Here is a 20,444-nt window from a genome sequence, read left to right as displayed (position 1 = left end):
TCCGTATGGGTTCAGGGAACCGGGGCGTCCTCGCGGTCGTGCCGCTGGCGCAGCAGTTCTTCGCGCCGCGTGCGGGCCAGTTGCCGCATGTCCGCCACCTGATCCGTTTCGTCCATGATTTCCTTGCCTAAAATCTCCTCCAGCACGTCCTCCAGGCTGACGACGCCGGAAACCCCACCATATTCGTCGAGAACGACGAAGAGGTGCATACGCGATTCCAGGAATTTTACCAGTACCCGATCGAGGGTCATGGTGTCGAGCACGAAGCGCACGGGCTTCATGAGGTCCGACAGGCGCACGTCGTCCTGGTCGTTGGCCAGGGCCTCGAGGACTTCGCGGCGGTAGACGATGCCGACGATGTTTTCAGGGTCGTCGGCATCGTAGACCGGGATGCGGCTGTGGGGCCACACGCCCCGGCGCTCGCCCTTGGCCTCGGCCACGGTCATCTGCGCGGGCAGGGAGAACACCACGGTGCGCGGGGTCATGATGTCGCTTGCGGTCTTGCGGTCAAGGGAGAGGATGTTCTTGATGGAAAGCTCTTCCAGGGGCTTGATGACGCCCTCGCGCCGGGTGAGGCTCACCACCGCGCGCAGGTCCTCCTCCGTGGAAAGCGGGTCCTTGCGCCGGCGCGAGACCAGCCTGGCCAGAAAGCCGCCGGCCCAGATGATGGGGAGCAGGGCCAGGATCATGTACTTGAGCGGCGCGGCGATCAGCACGGCAATGGTACGGCTGTAGGTCACGCCCATGGTCTTGGGCAGTATCTCGCCGAAAGCCAGGATGAGCACGGTGAAGATCGCGGTGAAAAGCCACAATTCGTCCGGACCGAAGACCGCCGCGCCGGCCGCGCCGGCCACGGCCGCGCCCGCGGTGTTGGCGATGGTGTTGAGCGTCAGGATGGCCGTGATGGGCTTTTCCACGTTGGAACGCAACGAAAAGAGGATTTCGCCGCTGGCCCGGCCGTCCTTGCGCAACCGCTCGATCCAGCTCCAGGGCAAGGAATACAGGGCCGCCTCGCTCATGGAGCAGAAGGCGGAAATAAGGATGGCGACACCGACCGAGACGATGAGGGTCACCATGGGCGGCGTCCTCTTCGCAACAAGGCGCGCGGCGACGGAGGTTGCGGGGGTTCGGGGGAATCGGTCGAAGGAGAGGCGGGCGTATCGTGTTCCATAAGAAAAGGCGGGGCTCCTCGCGCGGGGCGCGATGTAACTTTGTTTCTTTTTCTTCTTTACGTATTTTTCGCCACTTGTAAAGGCGGCCCGCCCTACTCGCCCGCGGCCTTGAGCTCGGCGAGCTTGGGCGCAAACCGGCCGCGCAGCGGCGGCAGAATGTAGCGTTCGGTGAATTCATCGATGACGAGGTCCGGCTTTTCCCGTTCGATCAGCGCCTCGTCAAAAAAACGGAATTCGTGGTCCGTCTGCGGCCGCAGCCAGACGTAGAGCGCCTTGTCGAAGGATTCGGCAATGAACGGCAAAAGCTCCCACCAGAACGAATCGTGGAACACGAGGGCGTTCGGCAACGCGGCGTTTCCGGTGTAGGAATACTGCGGTTCCTCGAAATAGTAGTGGTTGACGGGACCGTAGTAGGAGTCGCCCCTGGCCTTGTACCACTCCTTGTTGACGAACATGATGCGGTCTTCCTTGAGGTGGTCGGAAAGGCCCATCATGTTGGCCAGGTCCCCGGGCAGCCAGTTGAACTGCTCCACGTTAAACAGCTCCCGGGAAAGTGGATGCAGTTGCGGAAAGTCCTTGGCCAGATGCCGCATGATAGCCTGATAGGACGCGAACGCGCCGTAGGCATTCCAGTGGCTGTCCGTCTTATAGAAGACCTGCGTGTGTTTCTTCTGTTCCTCGAGCGCCGGCGTCACATCGACAATATCGACCTTGGTGTAGTCCTTCACGTAGCGCACGAATTGGGCGAGGTGTCCTTCCGGCTGCAACGGGCGCAGGGCGTCGGGCAGCATTTCCGGATAGACGGTGTTCTTGTTGGGCGCGACGATGACGAGGTAGCGGATGCCGCGCGCGGCCAGCCACTCCCGGCGGCGCTCCAGTTCCCGGGCCACGTCGTCCACGTACTGTTCGGGGAGAGGGGTCAGGGAGCGGGCGTCTTCCAGGATATTGCGCGAGCCGTCCTGGGCCAGGAAAAGCCAGTGGTCCTTGCCGGCCATGACCTGGGAATTGGCCGCCGTGGAAGCGAGCACGATGGTGTCCAGAAAGCTGTTCCAGGTGATGAGCAGGGTGCGCAGGTTGTAGTGGCGTTCGAGATAGCCGCGGCGCACGGTGTTGAACCATTTGAGCCATGTGTCCGGAGCAAGGCCCAGCGTCGCGAGCTTGCCGGTGTTCACTTCGGCAACCAGGGTGCGGGGCGCGAAATGCAGGAACCTGTCCGCGGTCGGCGCGAGGATGAGGGTCAAGAACACCAGTGCGGACAAGACATATATGCCGCGACGCAGGGCGGTCGGGGAATTTTGCAAGGCAGGACTTCCAGGGGTCACGCCGGGTCGCGCCGGCCCCAGACGGCCTCAAGCGCTTCCGCGTGGTTTTCGAGTTCATGGCGCACGGCTTCGGCCACAAGGCCGTGGATACGACGGCCGCGCCGCCAACGCTCTCGTACATCCGAGGCCGACACGTCAAGCCTGGTGATGGGCACGAACGTCATGTTGCGCCCCTGCGGCAGTTTCCAGCGGGCCGGGTCGGCGGTGGGGGCGGCCTCCATGACCGGGGCGTGCGCGCGCATGAACGCGGCAAAGGCCTCGAGCCCCTGCCCTTCCCGGGAATGCACGGCCAGATGGGCCAGCCGTCCCAGGGCAAGGCCGTTTTTCCAGGTCGGCAACTGGGGCAGATCGGCTTGGCCCAGGATGAAGCAGAAGGCCGTGTCCGGACGCTCCCGGCCCAGGGCTTCGAGGGTGTCCCAGGTATAGGAGGGACCCGGCCGGCCGGCTTCCATGGGGTTGACGGAAAAGCCGGGCACGCCGCGAACGGCCAGCCGGCACAATTTTTCGCGAAACGGGAAATCGAGCATGGGTTCGCCGCATTTGTGCGGCGGGCGCGCGGCGGGCACGAATTCCACGCCGCCGAGGCCGAGGGCCTCGGCCACTTCGATGGCGGCGCGGACATGGCCGACGTGCACGGGATTGAACGTCCCGCCGAAAATGCCGATCAGCGACTGGGGCATGGGCTCGAAGCGGCGTCCTAGCCGCGCACCTGCCCCTGGCCCAGGACCACGAACTTGGCGCTGGTCAACTCCACAAGGCCCATGGGGCCGTAGGAATGGAGCTTGGAAGTGGAGATGCCGATTTCCGCCCCAAGGCCGAGCTCACCGCCGTCGTTGAAGCGCGTGGAGCAGTTGACCCCGACCATGGAGGCGTCGGCCCGGCGCAGGAATTCCATGGCCCTGTCGTGGTTCTCCGTGAGGATGACCTCGGTGTGGTTGGAGCCGTAGCGGTGGATGTGGTCCAGGGCGTCGTCCATGTCGTCGACAACCTTGACCGCCAAAACGAGGTCGTGGAACTCGTGGCCGAAGTCCTCGGGCGCGGCGGCCTTGGCCAGGTTGCCGAGCAGGGCCAGGGCGCGCGGGCAGGCGCGCAGCTCGACGCCGGCCGCAGCAAGGGCCTTGCCGACGCGCGGCAGAAACGTGGGCGCGGCGCGCACGTGCACGAGCAGGCACTCCAGGGCGTTGCAGACCCCGGGGCGCTGCGCCTTGGCGTTGACCACCACCTTTTCGGCACGGTCTTCGTTTGCGCCCGCGTCCACATAGGCGTGGCACACGCCCTTGAAATGCTTGAGCACCGGCATGGTCGCCTGGGAGACCACGGCGCGGATGAGCCCTTCCCCGCCGCGCGGGATGATGACGTCGATATACTGGTCGAGCTTGCACAGCGCCGCGACCGAGGCGCGGTCGGTGGTGGCGACGAGCTGGGCGGCGTCGGCGGGAAGGCCGGCGGCGGCGAGCGCCTCGCGCAAGAGGTCCGCCAGGGCCATGTTGGAGGCCAGCGCCTCGGAGCCGCCTTTGAGGATCACGGCGTTGCCTGCCTTGAGGCAGAGGATGGCCGCGTCCACGGTCACGTTGGGCCGGGATTCGTAGATCATGCAGATGACGCCGAGCGGCACGCGCATGCGCCCGACGAGCAGGCCGTTGGGCCGGGGGCGCGCTTGCTCAATGGCCCCGACGGGATCGGGCAGGGCGATGATCTGGCGGCAGGCGTCGGCCATGGAGTCCATGACGGCAGGGGTCAGCGTCAGACGGTCCAGGCGCGGGGCGTCCATGCCGGCGGCGCGGGCGGCGTCGAGGTCCTTGGCGTTGGCGGCGAGCACTGCCTCGCGGCGGGTGACGAGCAACTCGGCCAGGGCGGCGAGGAAGGCGTCCTTGGCCGCGCCGGAAGCGGCGGCAAGGGCGCGCGAGGCTTCCTTGGCCCGGACGGCCATCTGTTCCATGTCGGCGGCCACGCTCATGGGAAGGCTCCTTTTTGGCTGCGGCAAAAAACGATTTTCTACCCGCCCTGCCCCGCAAAAGTCAATGCGCGGCCACGGCGGCGAGGACCACGCCGGTCACGCGCTTGCCCGAGCGCGTGGTCACGACGGGGGTGTCCGCGAAGGCCACGGCGTAGCCGGCCGTGGCGAGCAGCCGCGTCAGTTCGTCCAGGGTGAAATGGTGGGCCGTGTAGAGCACGCGGTCCCCTTCGCGCACGACGAAGCTGCCGCGCTCGCCGGTTTCGGCGATCCCGGCCTCGTAGCGGGCCTTGTAGTACGGCAGGTCCCAGTTCTGGAGAAAATCGGCGATGCACAACACGCGGCAGCCCGCGCGCCTGGCCTCGCCGAGGACGCCATGGCGCACCCCGGGGGTCGCGAGCGTAGTCAGCACGGCATGGAGGATGCCGGCATCGAACGCCCCGTCGCCGAACGGCAGGGCCGCGAGGTCGGACCGCACCACAGGCAGGCCCTTTTCCCGGGCCAGCGCCAGGCTCGCCTTGTTGCGATCGACGCCCGCAACGCGAAAGCCCTGGGCAACAAGCTGCCCCAGCATCCGCCCCGGGCCGCAGCCCAGGTCGAGCACACGATCTCCCGGCCGCAAGTACCCGGCAACCCTCGCATCCAGTTCCAAAGTTGAAGGAACGCTTGAACTTTCATCCCAGTACATCGCTCCCCCCTATCGAGGAGGTCCAGGAGGGGGTCACCCCCTCCTGGCCGCCGGAGGCATCTTTGCTTTTCTCTTCCCCATCTCCCCTACTCTTCCTCGAAAAACCGAATGGCGTTGCGCAGTTCGGCGAAGCGGTAGATGTTGTAGTGGGCTTGGACGCCTTCCATGGCTTGCTGGCCCTGGCCGGTGGCGAAAAAGACGGTGCGCAGGCCCGCCTGGCGCGCGCCGTAGACGTCGCGGTACATGTCGTTGCCGACGAAGACCACTTCGTCGGCAGGCAGGTGCATGCGCTTCAGCGCCGTGGCGAAGAGCCGCTGGTCGGGCTTGCGGTAGCCGAAGTCGCCGGAGACGACGACGGGAAAGAAGTAGTCGCCAAGGCCGACCATGCGCATCTCCGGCACGGCCCAGGCGCTTTGTGCGTCGCTAAGCGCCGCCAAACGGTAGTGTGGACGCAGCTCGTCGAGGACTTCACGCACGTCGGCGTAGAGTTCCAGGCGATTGAGCGAAATGCCCCGGTAGAGCTCGGCTAAAAAATGCGGCAGCACGGCCAGCTTGTTTTTGGGGATGGACGCGCCCGAGCGCGCGGCGCGGGTCGCGACGAACTCGCGCCACACGGCCACGGCGTCGAACTCGGGAAACGCCTCCCCGTTACGGCGGCGCTGATCCTTGAGAATCTGGTAGTAGCCCTCGCGCACGTCGCCCCGGCTGGTGCGGATGCCGTAGTACTTGAGCAGATGGCTGATGGAACGGTAGATCTGTTCGTTGCCCTCGTCGGTGTTGATGTCGATCAGCGTGCCGTTGAGGTCGAAGAGGATGCCCCGGACATTCATTGCAGGCCTCCGGCGAGTATGGCCTTGGCTTCGTGGACGAGCCGGCGGCAGTAGGCTTCGTCAAGCCAGGTATTGCGGGCGATGCGCAGAAGGGTCAGGCCCATGTAGAACGGCAACCGGGCGGTGACCGCGGCGAAGGTCGGTTCCCGGTCGGGAAAATGCCCGGCGTATTCCCAGAGGAAATGCCCGATGTAGGGCTCGGCCCGGGCCGGGTCGCCGGTTGCGCGCAGGAAACAGTGCTTGAGCTCGCCGCACAGCCGGCCCACGTCGTAGACGCGGTCGTCGCGGTGCATACGCTCGAGGTCGATGACGAAAACGTCCTGGGCGCGGCCGAACAGGAAGTTGGAGGGCGTGGCGTCGCCGTGGACGAACACGCGCAAGTCCTGCCAGTGGGTGGGCCTGGCGGCGTAGGCGTGGCCGAGGGCGATGAGGCGGTCGGCACGCCGGGGCGTCAAGCCGCAGTGGGCGACGAGGTAGCCCACCACGCGCTCGAAGTAGCCCTGGGTCGGGGCGAAATCCACGCGTTCGGGACCGGCGGCGCGGTTGTGGAGCCGGGCCAGGAAACGGGCAAGGCCGCCGAGCTTGCGGTAGAGGCGCTCGCCGCGCCCGGCGCGCAGGGCGTCCTCGATGACGCCGTCGAGCTGCTCGCCGGGTACGAGCTCGGTGACGAGCAGGTCGCCGAGGGCCGCGTTGACGCCGAGCGGCCGGGCGACGTAGTCCGGCGGCGCGTCGAAACCGAGGCTTCGCAGAGAGGCCAGGCTGTCGTATTCGTGTTGGGCGGACTGGGGGGCGTTGCTGCCGTTTAGCCCCCGGGCGCGGGCGTAGAACTTGCCGACCACCCGGCAACCGGTCCATTTGTCCTCGTAGAGATAGACGTCGCTCACGGCGGAGACGCGAAACACCCGCCAACGGGGTTCGCGCTCGGGCGCGGCAAGCTGGGGCAGAATGGCGTCGCGCAGATAGCCTTGCAGGGGGTCGCTGAGCGAGAGGTGACCGATGTATTGGCGCATGGGAGATGCTTTGCCGGGCCGGGGTCTTTGGCGCGCGGCGACCTGCCGCGCGGCGCTTTCGGCCTGGATGGCAAGGTATAACCACCCCGCGGGGAATGTAAATCACAGCCGGCAGGGATTCTTCGCGCCGCCGGGCTGCGCGGTCGTGGGGCAGCCGAGCGACGTGTTCACGTGGTTTCCGGGCACGCGCTGGCAGGTCGCGCTGTGCGCCGCGTGCGGCGCGCATCTGGGCTGGCGCTATGCACGGGCCGCGGGCGATTTTTTTTCGGGCTGCTTCTCGACCGCCTCGTGGCCGCACCGGGACCGGCCGGCGACACGGATCGGTAGCGCCGGCGGGCGGATACGACATGCGGCCCGCGCGCCACGGGCCGCGTGTAACGGGGGACAGCACGGGGATCGTGCTTTTTTTCACTTGACGAATTTAGCAGCTTAGCATCTTTTGGCAGAAATGCAAACGACAAATGGACCGGCAGCCTTACCCCCGGTCCAGGGAGTCTCCTGTGTACGCCTTCGCTGACTTGTTTACCGAAAATACGGCAGATGACCTGATCCTTGAACACAAGCCCGTGCCCGTCTTCGACAACCCCGAGCTGGCCAACGCCGACCGCATCGCCTGCGCCGCCTGCAACGTCGAAGTGACGCAGGCCACCATGCGCATCGCCGTGGGCGGCCGCCACCGCCACTATTTCCCGGCGGGCAACGGCGTGGAAGAGGAAGTCGGCTGCTTTTCCCTGGCCCCGGGCTGCCGGGTCATCGGCCATTTCAAGCTCGATTTTTCCGGCGAGGACGACGGGTTGTGGCAAACCGCCTTTTGCGCCACCTGCGGCGCGCACCTCGGCTGGTACTACCTCTCGTCCAAGGGCCTGGGCTTTTTCACCCTCATCCTCGACAGGCTCAAGGCCCAGCCGGAAAGCCCCGAGAACGATCCCCGCTAGGCCCGCTCCCCTGTTCCCCGTTGCGCCCGCATCGCGCCGCCTTTGCGGGCGCAGCGCAACCGCCCCTTGCGCCAGTCCACGCCGCGCCCCGCGGCACGACGTCCCCGCTTCACGAATCCCCAGGTCGAGAGAACGCCTTGCGTGAAACACCCGCGCCGGGCTGCCCTTGCCCAAGCCGGGCATGTCTGCAACGGCCTGGCACGTCTTGACGCGCGTGGCAACGCACGCCTTGCCCTTCCCCGCGCGGGGGAACATTGTCTGGCATTAATCTTGCTATACTCTTGTCAACGGTGGGAACATGGCTACCTGAAACAAGACCAACAAAGTATGAATACTGCCGCAGCCGCGCCGCACCTCCCACCGAAACCCAATTGCGGCGCGGCATGACGCGGCCGGGGAGGACCCCATGGACAGACATCTGACGCTTATCACGACCAATCCGCCCATCACCGTCGCCTGGGACGAAGACGGCGATACCCTTGGGCTTCGCGAAAAACCCGTGCTCACCAACACGGAACTGGCGTTCGGCGACCGCTTCGTCTGCGCCCAGTGCGGCGCCGACGTGACCCGGGCGAGCCAGCGCATCGCCGTGGCCGGCTCCCACCGCCATCTTGTGCCCGGTCCCCACGGCCTGGAGCAGGAAATCGGCATGTTCTCCCTGGCCCCGGGCTGCGTGCCGGTCGGCCATTTCGCCCTGGATTTCTCCGGCGGCAGCGACGGCGAGTGGCGCATGGGCGTCTGCGCGCATTGCGGCAACCATCTGGGCTGGCAGCATCAAACCGCCGACGGCATTGGATTCTACGGCCTGATCCTGGACCATCTGGGCCTGGCCGAAGAGGCGGAAGCCGACCAGGATTAAGACGATCCCCGCACGGGGCAGCGAGGGTTCCGCCATGACCCGAATAAAAAAAGGCCGCAAGCTGCGCTCGCGGCCTTTCCTTTTTCCAGGGGGAGGCTATTCCTTGGAGACCGTGATCTTGTCGTCGAACTCTGCGACAATTTTGAAGTGCTTGTCGCCGGAATCGACAAAAAAGTCGCTGCCCGGGAACAGCTGGACCGTCGGGGTGAAGGAATCTCCCACGTACAGGTCCTTGGCTTCGCCGTTGGTCTCGAAGCGGATGGTGGTCCCGTCTTCCAGGGTCACCATCTCTTCATGGTCAATGGAAACAGGGAGGTCGGCTTCGGTGAAGTAGCTCATGGCATCCTCCAGGTTGGCGGTTTACCGACTCTTGTCATAAAACCCGCCCGCGCGGGCAGAAAGCCTTTGTGCGCAATTTCACGTTACGCCCAAGCCCGCCTTCTGCCAAGCCTTTCCCGCCTGTTTTTCCCCCTACCAGCCGAGCACGTAGCCGAAGATGAGCGGCGCGACAATGGCGGCGTCGGAATTGATCATGAAGCGCGGCGTGTCCACATCGAGCTTGCCCCAGGTGATCTTCTCGTTGGGCACCGCGCCCGAATAGGAGCCGTAGGACGTGGTGGAGTCGCCGATCTGCGCGAAGTAGGCCCAAAACGGGGTGTCGTCGCGCTGGAGGTCCTGGATGAGCATGGGCACGACGCAGATGGGGAAGTCCGCCGCAATGCCGCCGCCGATCTGGAAAAAGCCCACCGGCACCTTGGCCTTGGCCTGCTCGGTGTACCAGTTGGCAAGCATCTGCATCTGCTCGGTGCCGTGGCGCACGGCGCCGTGCCCCTTGACGTGGCCCATCATGATTTCGGCGCAGAAGATGTTGCCGAGCGTGCTGTCCTCGAAGCCGGGGGTAAAGATGGGCAGGCCTTTCTCCTTGGCGGCGAGCACCCAGGAATGCTCGCGGGGCACCTGGAAGAACTGGCTGATGTCGGGCTGGTCGAGCAGCGCGTACATGAACTCGTAGGGAAATTTCGGCGTGCCGGCCGCGGCGGCGTCGGCCCAGAGCTTGGAGATGCGGCGCTGCACCTGGCGCATGACGCCCTCGGGGATGCAGGTGTCGGTGACGCGGTTGAAACCGGCTTCATAGAGCTCTTTTTCGGCCTCGGGCGAAAGGTCCCGGTACTCGGGGACCATCTTGTATTCGTTGTGGTTGAAGAGGTTGAAGAGATCCTCTTCCAGGTTGGCGGCGGTGCAGCTGATGGCGTGCACCTTGTCCTGACGGATCATCTCGGCCAGGGAGATGCCGAGCTCGCAGGTGCTCATGGCGCCGGCCATGGTGAGGAACATCTTGCCGCCGCGCCCGAGCAGGTCATTCCAGGCCTTGGCGGCGTCGAGGGTCTCGCGGGCGTTGAAGTGACGGAAGTGGGTTTCCATGAAACGGGATATGGTGGACATCATGTCTCCTTGGGTTGTGACGGGCGAAATTTTGTTGCAGCGCCCGCTTGTCCGCGCGTCGCCCGGAATGGGGGGCATCGGTACCCCGCGATGACGGCAAGGTCCGGGACGCAAGCAAGAAAGCATACCCGCTCTTTTGCGGACCGTCCAGGGGCGCAACAGGCGCGCCGCAACCGAAAAAACGTGCGCTACAATCCGAGCAACGACGTCAGCGCCTTGGCGATGCCGTCCTTGTCGATGCCGCACAAGGCGCGCAACGCCTTTTGCGCCCCGTGCTCCACGAACGCGTCCGGCAGGCCCAGGCGGCGTACGGTCAGGCGGTCGAGCGCCCCGGCGTCCTCGAGCATCTCCAGAACGGCCGAGCCGAAACCGCCCTCCAGGACATTTTCTTCCGCCGTCAGCCACAACGGGAACTCCCGGGCCAGTTCCAGCAGTTGCTCGCGCGGCAGGGGCTTGACGAAGCGGGCGTTGAAGACAGCCACCTCCTTGCCCGTGGCGGCGGCCAATTCGTTGGCGGCGGCCACGGCCGGCATGACGCGGCTGCCGATGGCCACGACCAGCGCGTCCCTGCCCGGCCGGACCAGTTCGCCGCGCCCAAGCGGCAACGGCGCGGGATGTTCGGGCAAAGGCAGGCCCTCGCCCGCCCCGCGCGGGTAGCGGATGGCCGTGGGGCCGCCGTGGAACAGGGCCGTGGCCAGCATGGCGGGAAGTTCGGCCTCGCTGCCCGGGGCCATGACCACGAGGTTCGGGATATGGCGCAGATAGGAGAGGTCGAACGCGCCGTGGTGGGTGGCTCCGTCCTCGCCGACCAGGCCGGCGCGGTCGAGGCAGAAGGTCACGGGCAGGTTTTGCAGGCAGACGTCGTGCACGATCTGGTCGTAGGAACGCTGGAGAAAGGTCGAGTAGACCGCGACCACGGGCTTGAAGCCCTCCATGGCGAGGCCGGCGGCGAAGGTCACGGCGTGCTGCTCGCAGATGCCCACGTCCACGAAGCGCTCGGGCATGTCCTTGGCGAATTCGGACAGTCCCGTGCCCTCGGGCATGGCCGCGGTGATGGCCATGACGCGCTCATCGGCCTTGGCCAGGGCCGTCAGCGCCTGGCCGAACACCTGCGTGTAGCTCGGCGGGCACACGCCCGGCTTTTCCACGAGCCCGGTCTCGGGCTCGAAACAGCCCACGCCGTGAAAATAGGTGGGGTTGTTCTCGGCCGGAGCGTAACCGCGCCCCTTCTTGGTCAGCACGTGGACGAGGACCGGCCCGTCGATCTCCTTGACTTCCTTGAAGACCTCAATCAGCCGCGCCGTGTCGTGGCCGTCGATGGGGCCCAGGTAGTTGAAACGGAAGGCCTCGAACAGCATGCCGGGCGTGAAAAAACTTTTAAACGACTCCTCGCCCCGACGCACGTAACTCATGAGGTCGCTGCCGTAGGGCAGGGAGCCGATCCAGCCCTCCATGTCCTTTTTCAGCCGTTTGACCCAGCGCTGGTTGAGCTTGCGGCTTAAAAACAGCGACAACGCGCCCACGTTTTTCGAGATGGACATCTCGTTGTCGTTGAGTACGACGATGAGCCGCCCGCCCCAGCCGCCGGCCTGGTTGAGGCCTTCGTAGGCCAGGCCGGCCGTCATGGAACCGTCGCCGATGACCGCCAGCACGTCGTGCGTTTCGCCCTTGAGGTCCCGGGCCATGGCCATGCCCAGGGCGGCGGAGATGGACGTGCTCGAATGGCCCACGCCGAAATGGTCGAACGGGCTTTCCGCCGGACGCGGAAAGCCGCTCACCCCGCCGAGGGTGCGCAGGGTGTGGAATTCCTGCTGGCGGCCGGTGAGAAGCTTGTAGGCGTAGGCCTGATGGCCCACGTCCCAGACCAGCTTGTCGCGGCCGGGGTCGAACACGGACAACAGCGCCAGGGTGAGCTCCACGACGCCGAGCGAGGGCGCGAGGTGGCCGCCGTTCATGGAAACCGTGCCGATGATGACCTGCCGGATCTCCTCGGCAAGGGCGGTCCGTTCGTCGGCGGTCAGGTCCGCCACGTCGTGGGGATGGCTGATCCGGGGCAATATGCGCAACGCCGTGTCCGAAAGTACGGTCATCAGTTTCTTTCCTTGTCCGTCAAGGACGCCCGCGTTCCAGGCGTCCCGCGGCTTGCAGCGTCATGCCGGCCCGCGAGCCGGGACTCACCACTTCTCGCGATGGATGCGTTCCGGGCGAAACCGGTCCTGGGGCGCGGGCTGCCCGGCCGGGTACCCCATGACGAGCAGCGCCATGGGCGTGACGTTTTCCGGCATGCCAAGCAGGGCGCGAAACGCCTCCACCCGCTCGGGCAATGGGTAAATCCCCGTCCAGACCGCCCCGAGCCCCAGGGCGTGGGCGGCCAGCAGCATGTTCTCGGCGCAGGCCGAGGTGTCCTCGATCCAATAGCCGCCGCATTTGTCGAGGCCGAAATCGCCGGCGACCAGGATGGCCAGCGGGGCGTTTTTCGCATAGGCGGCGTAGGGGTTGATGCCCCCGACCTTGGCCAGCGTGGCCTTGTCGCGCACGACCACGAACTGCCAGGGCTGCTCGTTGCAGGCCGACGGGGCCTGCATGCCGCAGCGCAACACCTCTTCGACCAGGACGTCGGACACCGGCGCGTCGGTATAGGTCCGCACGCTGCGCCGGGTCTTGATGGCCGCGATGGCGTCCATGGTCGCGGCCTTGTCCTGGGCGCCGGCCCGGGAAGCGAGCAGCACGGCCGGGGCCGCCGCCGCGAGCAGACCGAGTATTCTCCTGCGAGGCATCCTTCGCGTCTTGCCGCCCATGTCCTTCCTCCCGGCGCAACTGCGCCCCGCTACTGGACCCGAACCACGATATAGCGGGCGAGTTCCCGCAGGAAATCCGCGGTCGGGCCTTCGTAGGCGGCGATGGCGGCCAGGGCGGCGTCCACGCGCGCCTCGGCCAGCCGCCGGCTCTCGTCAAGGCCGACCAGGCTCGGGTAGGTGTTCTTGCCTTGCTCGCGGTCGCTGCCCACGGGCTTGCCGAGCGTCGCCGCGTCGCCCACTTCGTCCAGGATGTCGTCCACGATCTGGAACGCCGCGCCCACGGCCTCGCCGTATTCCCGGGCCCGGCACACGCCGTCCTCGCCCGCGCCGGCCAGGATCGCGCCGCACACGCACGAGGCGGTAAGCAGCGCGCCGGTCTTGAGCGCCTGCATGTGGGCCAGCTCGGCCAGGGTCAGGCCCTGGCGCGCGGTGTATTCCATGTCGAGCACCTGGCCGCCGACCATGCCGGCCGCGCCGGCGGCCCGGGCGGCCTCGGCCAGGGCCGGCAACACCTTGTCCGCCTCGATGCCGGGCCAGGCGCGGCTCATGCAGCCGAAGGCCTCCGTCAAAAGCGCGTCGCCGGCCAGTATGGCCCCGGCCTCGCCGTAGACCTTGTGGTTGGACGGCCGGCCCCGGCGCAGGTCGTCGTCGTCCATGGCCGGCAGATCGTCGTGGATGAGCGAATAGGTGTGAATGATCTCGAACCCGGCGGCAAAGGGCATGACCCGCGCCCGGTCCACGCCGAAAAGCTCGGCGAAGGTCAGGCACAGGCAGGGCCGCAACCGCTTGCCCCCGGCCAGGAGCGAATATTCCATGGCGGAGAGCAACCCTTCGGGCACGCCGCGCTCGCGCATGCGCACGCCGAAGCGCTCCCGCAGATAAACCTCGACCTCGGCCGCCTGGGCGGCCAGACGTTCCTTCACCGTCACGCGTCGTCCTCCCCGGATTCACGCGCAGCAAGCTGCGTGGCCTCGACGTCGAAGGGAACGGGCGTTCCGTCCTCGCCGGCGAGGGATATTTCAAGACGAGCTGCTTCCAGGCGCTTGCGGCACGAGGCGACAAGCCCCATGCCTTCCTTGTAGAGCGCCACGCCCTTTTCCAGCGGCACATCCCCGGCTTCCAGGCGCGCGGCGATGCGCTCCAGGCGTTCCAGGGCCTTTTCAAAGGATTCTTCCTTCACGTTGCTCATGGGCGCTCTCCGCTCCCCTCCCCGCTTGCGCCGCCGTCCGGGGACACGGCTTCCACCTCCGCCCGGACGCGGCCTTCATACACCATGATGTCCAGCTTGTCGCCCGGCCGCGCATCCCCCGCCCGGCGCAGGAATTTGCCGGTGCGTGCCAGCGTCGTCAGGCTGTAGCCACGGGCCAGGGGCGCTTCGGGATCCAGGCCGGAAAGGCGCGCCGCCGCCAATTCCAGACGGTGGTCGCGATCCGCTGCATAAAGTTTCATGGCGGCCTCCAGCGCATCGGCCCGCCGCGCCAGTTCCTGTCCGCGCGCTTCCAGGCTCTGCGGCCCGCAACGCAGGCCCAGACGGTCGCCGAGTTTCCCGACGCGCCTGCCAAGAACGTCGAGCCAAGCCTCGCCGGCCCGCGAGAGCCGCTCGCCCGCGGCGGCAAAACGCTCCTCCAGCCGCTGCAATCGGTTCGCCGGCGACAACCAGGAGAGTCCCCGGGCCAGGGCGGCCAGTTCGCGCTCGCGCACGGCCAGAAGCCGCGCCGCGCCCCGGCGCAACCCCATCTCCAGGTCGTCAAGGCGCTGGGCGAGCTGCACGCGCTCGGGCCAAAGCAGCTGCGCGGCATGGCTCGGCGTCGCCGCCCGCACATCGGCCACCATGTCCGCGATGGTCACGTCCACCTCGTGCCCCACGCCCGTCAGCACCGGCAACGGCGAGGCGAAAATGGCCTTGGCCACTTCGATGGTATTAAACGCCCACAAATCCTCGAGGGAACCGCCGCCGCGAATGAGCACCACCACCTCGGCCCAGTCGTCGGCCACGGCGCGCAGCATCGCGCGCACGATGCCGACCGGTGCGGCGTCGCCCTGCACCAGCGTCGGATAGACGCGTACGGCTGCGCCATACCCCCGCTCGCGGCCGATGCGGATGAAATCACGCACCGCCGCACCCTTCGGCGCGGTGACCACGGCCACCCGCGTCGGATGGCGCGGCAGCGGCCGCTTGCGCTCCTGCTCGAAATAGCCCTTGGCGGCCAGGTCCTTCTTGAGGGCTTCAAACTCCTGCCACAGCCGCCCTTCCCCCACTTCCTGGACCAGCTCGGCCACCAGCTGATAACTACCGCGCGGCGCATACACCGTCAGCCGGCCGGCGACCATGACCTCCATGCCGTCGGCAAGCGTCTCGGCCAGCGACTGCTCGTACACCTCGCCCGTCAGCGGATCGTACCGCCCGCCTCCGGCCAAAGCCTTGCCGCCCTGCGCGCCCCGAAACCAGACCACGGCCAACGACGCCTCGGCATCGCGCAACGAAAAATACAAATGCCCCGAGCCCGGACGCGACAAATTCACCACCTGCCCGCGCACCCAGACAAAGGGGAACTCGGACTCGATGACGTCCCTGACCGACCTGGTCAGCTCGCTGACTTCGAACACGTGTGGCATGAGATTATCGGAAAGCGAGAGAATCTGGGGGAGGGAACCCCCTTTTTGAAAAAAGGGGGTTCCCTCCCCCAGACCCCCACCTTCCCCGAAAAACTTTTAAAGGGTGAAAAGGGCGCCCGCACCAGCGATGCAGCAGGCTTCCAAAGCAAAAAATCCAAGAACTTCGCCCCGAAGGGGCGACGGGCCGGGGCCGGAATTTCGCCTGCCGAGCCTGCCGCGACAGCGGCGGCAGCGGCAGGCGAAATTCCGGCCCCTTCTTCGCAGCGCCTCACCCTGCCCTGCCGGTGACCGCAGCCCTCCCCGCGACACGACGCCGCCCAGGGGGTCCGGGGGGGATGATCCCCCCCGGCGGGTGCAGGGCAGCGCCCTGCCAGGGTCCGGGACAGCGTCCCGGCGGGGTTCGGGGCGGAGCCCTGATCTTCTCTTCCTCTCCCCTGCTACTCCAGGCCCCAGCCTTGGCGCACGGTCTCGCGCCAGGCCATGAAGGCCTCCAAAAATCCTTCCAGGGGCAGTTCGCCCTTCTCGCCGGTGCGGCGGTCCTTGGTCTCGACGACGCCGCGCGCGAGGCCCTTGCCGCCGAGCGTCAGCTGGATGGGGAAGCCCATGAGATCGGCGTCCTTGAACTTGACGCCCGGGCGTTCGTCGCGGTCGTCGAGGAGCGTTTCGACACCGGCGGCGGTCAGCGCGGCATAGAGTTCGTCGGCCTTGGCGACGGCGGCCTCGTCCTTGGCGCCGAGGTTCAAAAGAGCCACTTCGAAGGGCGCGATGGGCGGCGGGAAGACGACGCCGGCCTCGTCGTTGTTCTGTTCGATGCAGGCGGCCACGATGCGCGAGACGCCGATGCCGTAGCAGCCCATGATCATGAACTGTTCCTTGCCGGCTTCGTCCAGGAAGGTGGCGCCGAGGGCTTTGGAATACTTAAGGCCCAACTTGAAGACGTGGCCGACCTCGATGCCCTTGGTGAAGGAAAGCGGCGCGCCGCATTTGGGGCAGGGATCGCCCGGCGCGACCTCGCGCAGGTCGGTGAAGGCGGCGACGTTGGCGTCGCGGCCGAGGTCCACGTTTTTCAGGTGGGCGTCGGCGGCGTTGGCCCCGACGATCCAGGCGTTTTCCAGGGCGAGTTCCTGGTCGGCGTAGATGGCGATGCCGGCAAGGCCCACCGGGCCGGCGAAACCGACCGGGGCCTTGGTCGCGGCCACGACCTCTTCGGGCGAGGCGAGGCGGAGGTCCTTGGCGTCGATGTGGTTCTTGAGCTTGATCTCGTTGAGCTCCCGGTCGCCACGCACGAGGGCGGCCACGGGCTTGCCGTCGGCCATATAGACAAGGGTCTTGACGATCTTCGCGGCGGCGACGCCAAGAAACGCGGCGACCTCCTCCACGGTGTGCTGGTCCGGGGTGGCCACGGTTTCGGCCGGCGGGCACGGGGCGATTTCGCCGGGGGGCGGACACAGGGCCTCGGCCTTTTCGAGGTTGGCCCCGTAGTCGCAGGCCGGGCAGGAGGCGATGGTGTCCTCGCCGGTTGCGGCCAGGACCATGAATTCGTGGGAGAACGAGCCGCCGATGGCCCCGGAGTCGGCGGAGACGGCGCGGAACTTGAGCCCCAGGCGCTCGAAGATGCGGGCGTAGGCCTTGTACATGCTCCAGTAGCTGGCATCGGCCCCGGCGTCGTCCTTGTCGAAGGAATAGGCGTCCTTCATGACGAATTCCCGGCCGCGCATGAGGCCGAAGCGCGGGCGGATCTCGTCGCGGAACTTCGTTTGGATCTGGTAGAGGTTGACCGGCAACTGGCGGTAGGAGCGGATTTCGTGGCGCACAAGGTCGGTGACGACCTCCTCGTGGGTGGGCCCGAGGCACGATTCGCGGTCGTGGCGATCCACGAAGCGCAGCAGTTCCCGGCCGTAGAACTCCCAGCGGCCGGATTCCTTCCACAGGTCGGCCGGCTGCACGGCGGGCATGAGGATTTCGAGCGCCCCGGCGCGGTCCATCTCCTCACGCACGATCCTGGCGACGTTGTTGAGCGCTTTGAGCCCCAGGGGCAGATAGGTATAGATGCCGGCGGTCAGCTTGCGGATCATGCCGGCGCGCAGCAGCAGCTTGTGGCTTACGACCTCGGCCTCGGCCGGGGTCTCCTTGAGGGTCGGGGCATAGTAGCGGCTCAGTCGCATGCGGATTCCTTTTTTTCCATGAGATAGTGTTCCAGTTCTTCCATGAAGGCGGGAATGAGTTTTTCGCCGCCGCGCACCTTGCCGCGAATTTCGCCCTTGCGAAAAATGATGCCGCAGTCGCGTCCGCCGGCGATGCCGATGTCCGCCTCGCGGGCCTCGCCGGGGCCGTTGACCACGCAGCCCATGACGGCCACGGTGAAGACGTCGGTCACGCCGCGCAACCGCTCCTCCACGGCCTCGGCCAGGCCGACGAGATCGATTTCCGTGCGCCCGCAGGTGGGGCAGGAGATGATTTCCGGACCGCGGGCGCGGATGTCCAGGGCGCGCAGGATTTCGTAGGCCACGCCGATCTCGGTCACGGGGTCGCCGGTCAGCGACACGCGCAGCGTGTCGCCGAGGCCTTCGGCGAGCAGGATGCCGAGGCCCACGGCGGACTTGACCGCGCCGCGCATGGGCGTGCCGGCTTCGGTGACGCCGATGTGCAGCGGATAATCGACCCTGGCGGCGAGCAGACGGTAGGCGGCCACGGTGCGCGGCACGCTCGAGGACTTGAGCGACACCTTGATGTCGTGAAAGCCCCGCCGTTCGAGCAGGGCGATGTGGGTGAGCGCGCTTTCGACCATGGCCTCGGGCGTGGGGCCGCCGTATTTGGCGAGCAGGTCTTTTTGCACGGACCCGGAATTGACGCCGATGCGGATGGGCGCGCCGTGCGCCTTGGCGGCGGCGACCACGGTGTCCACGGCGGCCTCGGAGCCGATGTTGCCGGGATTGATGCGCAGGGCGTCGATGCCGGCATTAAGCGCGGCCACGGCCAGGCGGTGGTCGAAGTGGATGTCGGCGACAAGCGGCGCGTCGGTGCCGGCGCGGATGGCGGCAAGGGCCTTGGCCGCGTCGTCGTTGAGCACGGCCAGGCGCACGATCTCGCAGCCGGCGTCGGTCAGGGCGCGAATTTGCGCGAGCGTGGCCGCGACGTCGCGCGTGTCCGTGTTGGTCATGCTCTGGACGCGCACGGGATTTTCGCCGCCGACGCCGACGCCGCGGAGGATCACGGCGCGGGTGGGATGGCGGGCGGGAGCTTGGGAATTGTGCTGCATGGAAAGGTATCGGGGTTGTGGCGTCGCGGCCGGGGCTATTTACCCTCGGTCACGCGGGTGACGTTGAGGTAGGTTTCCTCGCCGGACTTTTTCGCCACGGAGCCTTCGATGAGGCAGGCGGCATCCTTTTTGCCCAGGGCGAAGAGCTGTTCGATGATCTCCTTGGCGGTCACGTCGTCGCAGATCATATAGGTCTTCTTGTCCGTCGTCTCAAAGGACAGGCAGACGGTCTCGGTCTTGGGATACTGGAACACGCCCGTGCACCGACCAGCGAGATTCACGGCCTCGCCGGCCTGGGCGGCCGCCCCGCAAAACACCAGGGTCAGGGCCAGAGCCCGCAACAAGCCTCGCATCAATCAAACCTCCTTGACGCGTCCGGACGGGTCGTCGCCCTTGTCGTCCGGCGACCCGGCAACAAGGCCGAGCAGCCAGATCAGCAGGGTGACGGCGGCGGCGTGGTAGATGACGTCCTGGCGCATGAGCCACTCCAGGACCGCGCGGAACGGGCCGTCCGGCAGGGAAAACACCCAGCGCACCAGGGCGTCGGGCAGGGCGTTCCCGAGCGGCCAGTCGAGCCACACCCCGTCCCGCCAGGCCACGTAGGCCTTCATGCCGAGCAGGGTGTACAGCGCCGCCAGGCTGCACCAGAGGCAGCCCCGGCCGATGAGGTCACGTCGGGTTGTCATACAAGCGCCCGTTTCCGGTCGTCGATTCGCGGTGGCGGCAATATAAGGGGGCCGGGGCGGCGTGTAAACGCCCGTTTGCGATCAGCCGTCGCCCGGGGCCGTCTTTGCGGCGCGCGCTTCGCCGCCCTGCCCGGCAAGATGGACCATGGCGTCCTTGCGCCCGGCAAACCGGGGCGCCCTGGCCGTGACGCCGAGCCTGTCGAGAACCTTGGCGAAATTCTCCGCAAGCCCGCACAGGGCCACGGGCCGCCCGCCGCCCCCGGCATCTTCGGCGGCCTGCACGAGCAGGTCAAGGCCCGCGCCGTTGATGGAGGCGTCGGAGCTGAAGGCGAACAGGAGCTTGGCCGCGTTTTCGGTCTGCTTGAGCGCCCGCGCGAGGTAGGGCTCGGCCTCTCCGGTGAGGCTGCCGCGGATGGTGAGAACGGCCACGTCGGCATCCTGCTCCACATCCACGCCCCCCCTGTCCTCGCAGGCCGCGGCCTGGGAAAGCCGCGCCGTGGCCCGGGACAGGGCCGCTTCCAGGGCTTCGCGGCGAATGGGCTTGTCGATGAAATCCGTAGCCCGCAGTTCCAGAGCCGTAAGCGCCAGATCCACGTCGCCGTGGCCGGTGATGACGACGACCTCGGTCTGCGGCCGCCGTTCCTTGATGGCGCGCAGCACGGCGAGGCCGTCCATGCCCGGCATCTTGATGTCCGTGAGCACGATGGGAGGGAGCTGCGCGGCAAAGATGCCGAGCCCCTCCTCACCGCTCGCCGCGGTCAGGACGTGGTAGCCGTATGCCCCGAGGTAGAGTTCGAACATCCTGAGGGTGGGCCGCTCGTCGTCGATGACCAGAATCGTGCGCATGCCGTGCTCCCGAGTGTGCCGATTAC

At 67.0% G+C, this 20,444-nt stretch carries 21 protein-coding genes; 2 read left to right on the top strand and 19 right to left on the bottom strand.

Annotation, left to right across the window (positions count from 1 at the left end):
• Positions 1 to 11 precede the first annotated feature (11 nt).
• The 7 genes from Q368_RS0109390 to Q368_RS0109360 form a co-directional block, all read right to left on the bottom strand.
• Positions 12 to 1,076 carry a hemolysin family protein gene (locus Q368_RS0109390; RefSeq protein ID WP_029458812.1) on the bottom strand — a complete coding sequence of 355 codons (1,065 nt, stop codon included), beginning with the start codon at positions 1,074 to 1,076 and terminating at the stop codon, positions 12 to 14.
• A 188-nt stretch (positions 1,077 to 1,264) separates the two neighbouring features.
• Positions 1,265 to 2,431: an alginate O-acetyltransferase AlgX-related protein gene (locus Q368_RS0109385; RefSeq protein WP_245611312.1), complete on the bottom strand. Its 1,167-nt coding sequence runs from the start codon at positions 2,429 to 2,431 to the stop codon at positions 1,265 to 1,267.
• A 59-nt stretch (positions 2,432 to 2,490) separates the two neighbouring features.
• Positions 2,491 to 3,174, bottom strand: a complete 684-nt coding sequence (gene nadD / locus Q368_RS0109380) for a nicotinate (nicotinamide) nucleotide adenylyltransferase (RefSeq protein ID WP_029458810.1) — start codon at positions 3,172 to 3,174, stop codon at positions 2,491 to 2,493.
• Between the two features lie 17 nt (positions 3,175 to 3,191).
• Positions 3,192 to 4,451 (bottom strand): glutamate-5-semialdehyde dehydrogenase, encoded by a 1,260-nt coding sequence (locus Q368_RS0109375; RefSeq protein ID WP_029458809.1) that lies wholly within the window; start codon positions 4,449 to 4,451, stop codon positions 3,192 to 3,194.
• 61 nt (positions 4,452 to 4,512) lie between these two features.
• Positions 4,513 to 5,136, bottom strand: coding sequence for a class I SAM-dependent methyltransferase (locus tag Q368_RS0109370; RefSeq protein ID WP_029458808.1), 624 nt, complete (start codon positions 5,134 to 5,136; stop codon positions 4,513 to 4,515).
• Positions 5,137 to 5,222: 86 nt separating this feature from the next.
• Positions 5,223 to 5,966: an HAD family hydrolase gene (locus tag Q368_RS0109365; RefSeq protein WP_029458807.1), complete on the bottom strand. Its 744-nt coding sequence runs from the start codon at positions 5,964 to 5,966 to the stop codon at positions 5,223 to 5,225.
• Positions 5,963 to 6,976: an aminoglycoside phosphotransferase family protein gene (locus tag Q368_RS0109360; RefSeq protein ID WP_029458806.1), complete on the bottom strand. Its 1,014-nt coding sequence runs from the start codon at positions 6,974 to 6,976 to the stop codon at positions 5,963 to 5,965. Before Q368_RS0109360 ends, Q368_RS0109365 begins: the two co-directional genes overlap by 4 nt.
• 500 nt (positions 6,977 to 7,476) lie before the next feature.
• Between Q368_RS0109360 and Q368_RS0109355 the strand changes: the two genes are divergently transcribed.
• A complete protein-coding gene (locus tag Q368_RS0109355) occupies positions 7,477 to 7,911 on the top strand; it encodes a cereblon family protein (protein ID WP_052360092.1) in 435 nt (144 codons plus the stop codon).
• 406 nt (positions 7,912 to 8,317) lie between these two features.
• The gene (locus tag Q368_RS0109350) at positions 8,318 to 8,770 is read left to right on the top strand and encodes a cereblon family protein (protein WP_029458804.1); all 453 of its coding nucleotides are present in this window, start codon (positions 8,318 to 8,320) and stop codon (positions 8,768 to 8,770) included.
• A 96-nt stretch (positions 8,771 to 8,866) separates the two neighbouring features.
• On the opposite strand, the gene Q368_RS0109345 is transcribed toward Q368_RS0109350, so the two are convergent.
• The 12 genes from Q368_RS0109345 to Q368_RS0109290 form a co-directional block, all read right to left on the bottom strand.
• Positions 8,867 to 9,109, bottom strand: a complete 243-nt coding sequence (locus tag Q368_RS0109345; RefSeq protein ID WP_029458803.1) for a hypothetical protein — start codon at positions 9,107 to 9,109, stop codon at positions 8,867 to 8,869.
• 132 nt (positions 9,110 to 9,241) lie between these two features.
• Positions 9,242 to 10,213 (bottom strand): deoxyhypusine synthase family protein, encoded by a 972-nt coding sequence (locus Q368_RS0109340; RefSeq protein WP_029458802.1) that lies wholly within the window; start codon positions 10,211 to 10,213, stop codon positions 9,242 to 9,244.
• Positions 10,214 to 10,401: 188 nt separating this feature from the next.
• The gene (gene dxs / locus Q368_RS0109335) at positions 10,402 to 12,303 is read right to left on the bottom strand and encodes a 1-deoxy-D-xylulose-5-phosphate synthase (RefSeq protein ID WP_029458801.1); all 1,902 of its coding nucleotides are present in this window, start codon (positions 12,301 to 12,303) and stop codon (positions 10,402 to 10,404) included.
• An 84-nt stretch (positions 12,304 to 12,387) separates the two neighbouring features.
• The gene (locus tag Q368_RS0109330) at positions 12,388 to 12,990 is read right to left on the bottom strand and encodes a nitroreductase family protein (protein ID WP_245611310.1); all 603 of its coding nucleotides are present in this window, start codon (positions 12,988 to 12,990) and stop codon (positions 12,388 to 12,390) included.
• Between the two features lie 50 nt (positions 12,991 to 13,040).
• Positions 13,041 to 13,940, bottom strand: coding sequence for a polyprenyl synthetase family protein (locus Q368_RS0109325; RefSeq protein ID WP_029458799.1), 900 nt, complete (start codon positions 13,938 to 13,940; stop codon positions 13,041 to 13,043).
• Positions 13,937 to 14,200 (bottom strand): exodeoxyribonuclease VII small subunit, encoded by a 264-nt coding sequence (gene xseB / locus Q368_RS0109320; protein ID WP_029458798.1) that lies wholly within the window; start codon positions 14,198 to 14,200, stop codon positions 13,937 to 13,939. The genes Q368_RS0109325 and xseB overlap by 4 nt, the downstream gene beginning before the upstream one ends.
• A complete protein-coding gene (gene xseA / locus Q368_RS0109315; protein WP_043785487.1) occupies positions 14,197 to 15,627 on the bottom strand; it encodes an exodeoxyribonuclease VII large subunit in 1,431 nt (476 codons plus the stop codon). Before xseA ends, xseB begins: the two co-directional genes overlap by 4 nt.
• A gap of 437 nt (positions 15,628 to 16,064) precedes the next feature.
• Positions 16,065 to 17,792: a proline--tRNA ligase gene (locus tag Q368_RS0109310; protein ID WP_029458796.1), complete on the bottom strand. Its 1,728-nt coding sequence runs from the start codon at positions 17,790 to 17,792 to the stop codon at positions 16,065 to 16,067.
• Positions 17,783 to 18,886 carry a flavodoxin-dependent (E)-4-hydroxy-3-methylbut-2-enyl-diphosphate synthase gene (gene ispG, locus Q368_RS0109305; RefSeq protein ID WP_029458795.1) on the bottom strand — a complete coding sequence of 368 codons (1,104 nt, stop codon included), beginning with the start codon at positions 18,884 to 18,886 and terminating at the stop codon, positions 17,783 to 17,785. Before ispG ends, Q368_RS0109310 begins: the two co-directional genes overlap by 10 nt.
• A gap of 35 nt (positions 18,887 to 18,921) precedes the next feature.
• Positions 18,922 to 19,239: a hypothetical protein gene (locus Q368_RS0109300; protein WP_029458794.1), complete on the bottom strand. Its 318-nt coding sequence runs from the start codon at positions 19,237 to 19,239 to the stop codon at positions 18,922 to 18,924.
• A 3-nt stretch (positions 19,240 to 19,242) separates the two neighbouring features.
• On the bottom strand, positions 19,243 to 19,572 hold the full coding sequence (locus Q368_RS0109295) for a hypothetical protein (protein ID WP_029458793.1): 330 nt from the start codon (positions 19,570 to 19,572) through the stop codon (positions 19,243 to 19,245).
• 81 nt (positions 19,573 to 19,653) lie between these two features.
• Positions 19,654 to 20,418: a response regulator gene (locus tag Q368_RS0109290; protein WP_052360091.1), complete on the bottom strand. Its 765-nt coding sequence runs from the start codon at positions 20,416 to 20,418 to the stop codon at positions 19,654 to 19,656.
• Positions 20,419 to 20,444 lie beyond the last annotated feature (26 nt).

This window comes from Solidesulfovibrio alcoholivorans DSM 5433, from assembly GCF_000702665.1.
GTDB lineage: Bacteria > Desulfobacterota > Desulfovibrionia > Desulfovibrionales > Desulfovibrionaceae > Solidesulfovibrio > Solidesulfovibrio alcoholivorans.
This window is presented reverse-complemented; position numbering and strand designations above follow the sequence as displayed.

Bases quoted from the DNA above. Each gene is read 5' to 3' on its own strand.
- Q368_RS0109310 (WP_029458796.1), bottom strand. From the start codon at position 17,792: ATGCGACTGAGCCGCTACTATGCCCCGACCCTCAAGGAGACCCCGGCC.
- Q368_RS0109365 (WP_029458807.1), bottom strand. From the start codon at position 5,966: ATGAATGTCCGGGGCATCCTCTTCGACCTCAACGGCACGCTGATCGAC.
- Q368_RS0109390 (WP_029458812.1), bottom strand. From the start codon at position 1,076: ATGGTGACCCTCATCGTCTCGGTCGGTGTCGCCATCCTTATTTCCGCC.
- Q368_RS0109340 (WP_029458802.1), bottom strand. From the start codon at position 10,213: ATGTCCACCATATCCCGTTTCATGGAAACCCACTTCCGTCACTTCAAC.
- Q368_RS0109345 (WP_029458803.1), bottom strand. From the start codon at position 9,109: ATGAGCTACTTCACCGAAGCCGACCTCCCTGTTTCCATTGACCATGAA.
- Q368_RS0109350 (WP_029458804.1), top strand. From the start codon at position 8,318: ATGGACAGACATCTGACGCTTATCACGACCAATCCGCCCATCACCGTC.
- Q368_RS0109300 (WP_029458794.1), bottom strand. From the start codon at position 19,239: ATGCGAGGCTTGTTGCGGGCTCTGGCCCTGACCCTGGTGTTTTGCGGG.
- ispG (WP_029458795.1), bottom strand. From the start codon at position 18,886: ATGCAGCACAATTCCCAAGCTCCCGCCCGCCATCCCACCCGCGCCGTG.
- xseB (WP_029458798.1), bottom strand. From the start codon at position 14,200: ATGAGCAACGTGAAGGAAGAATCCTTTGAAAAGGCCCTGGAACGCCTG.
- Q368_RS0109360 (WP_029458806.1), bottom strand. From the start codon at position 6,976: ATGCGCCAATACATCGGTCACCTCTCGCTCAGCGACCCCCTGCAAGGC.
- Q368_RS0109375 (WP_029458809.1), bottom strand. From the start codon at position 4,451: ATGAGCGTGGCCGCCGACATGGAACAGATGGCCGTCCGGGCCAAGGAA.
- dxs (WP_029458801.1), bottom strand. From the start codon at position 12,303: ATGACCGTACTTTCGGACACGGCGTTGCGCATATTGCCCCGGATCAGC.
- xseA (WP_043785487.1), bottom strand. From the start codon at position 15,627: ATGCCACACGTGTTCGAAGTCAGCGAGCTGACCAGGTCGGTCAGGGAC.
- Q368_RS0109330 (WP_245611310.1), bottom strand. From the start codon at position 12,990: ATGCCTCGCAGGAGAATACTCGGTCTGCTCGCGGCGGCGGCCCCGGCC.
- Q368_RS0109290 (WP_052360091.1), bottom strand. From the start codon at position 20,418: ATGCGCACGATTCTGGTCATCGACGACGAGCGGCCCACCCTCAGGATG.
- nadD (WP_029458810.1), bottom strand. From the start codon at position 3,174: ATGCCCCAGTCGCTGATCGGCATTTTCGGCGGGACGTTCAATCCCGTG.
- Q368_RS0109295 (WP_029458793.1), bottom strand. From the start codon at position 19,572: ATGACAACCCGACGTGACCTCATCGGCCGGGGCTGCCTCTGGTGCAGC.
- Q368_RS0109370 (WP_029458808.1), bottom strand. From the start codon at position 5,136: ATGTACTGGGATGAAAGTTCAAGCGTTCCTTCAACTTTGGAACTGGAT.